A 527-nucleotide genomic window follows, 5' to 3' on the forward strand; every position below is an offset into this window, starting at 1 on the left:
TATCTTGTTAGAAGTCCAGCCAACCTGAGGCTGAAATAAGCGCATTGATACTTTGAAATCTAAAAAGCGAGGTGCTAATTCGAAGGCGGACACAAAAAAGCTCCGTAAAAACGAAGCTTTCTCTTTTTGAATATTTGACAGGATCAATCTATTAAACCTAGAGTTTCAAGCCTTTCTTTTGCGAGAATATATCTTGCACGTACATCATCAATTTGCGCTTGAGTTAACTTTTTACCAAGGGTACGAAGCCCTCCAGTCGCATCATTATGGTGAACACCAAACGCAAACTTAAGATATTCTAAAAGCAACGGTTGAGCATCAAGGTATGATATGGAGTTCATAGCCTGAGAAATTTTGTTTGCCTCAGCCCATTCCCCTTTATTGACATATTCCTGCATAGTGACACTGGCTTTTGGAAATATACACCCAACACCTGTGATCCCACCACATGCGCCAGCAAGTCCTGCATGTACAGTTACAGTGTCAACACCAGCCAAGACTTTTAAATCTTTATTCTCTAACATCAG

The 527-nt window shown here is 40.4% G+C and carries 1 protein-coding gene; it reads right to left on the minus strand.

Annotation, left to right across the window (positions count from 1 at the left end; genetic code table 11):
* Window positions 1-143: 143 nt before the first annotated feature.
* The coding region (locus tag J8M01_RS23785) for a dihydrodipicolinate synthase family protein (RefSeq protein WP_211059604.1) at window positions 144-527 on the minus strand (384 nt) is incomplete at its 5' end.

It is taken from the genome of Pseudoalteromonas sp. MMG005, assembly GCF_018101015.1.
Lineage (GTDB): Bacteria > Pseudomonadota > Gammaproteobacteria > Enterobacterales > Alteromonadaceae > Pseudoalteromonas > Pseudoalteromonas aurantia.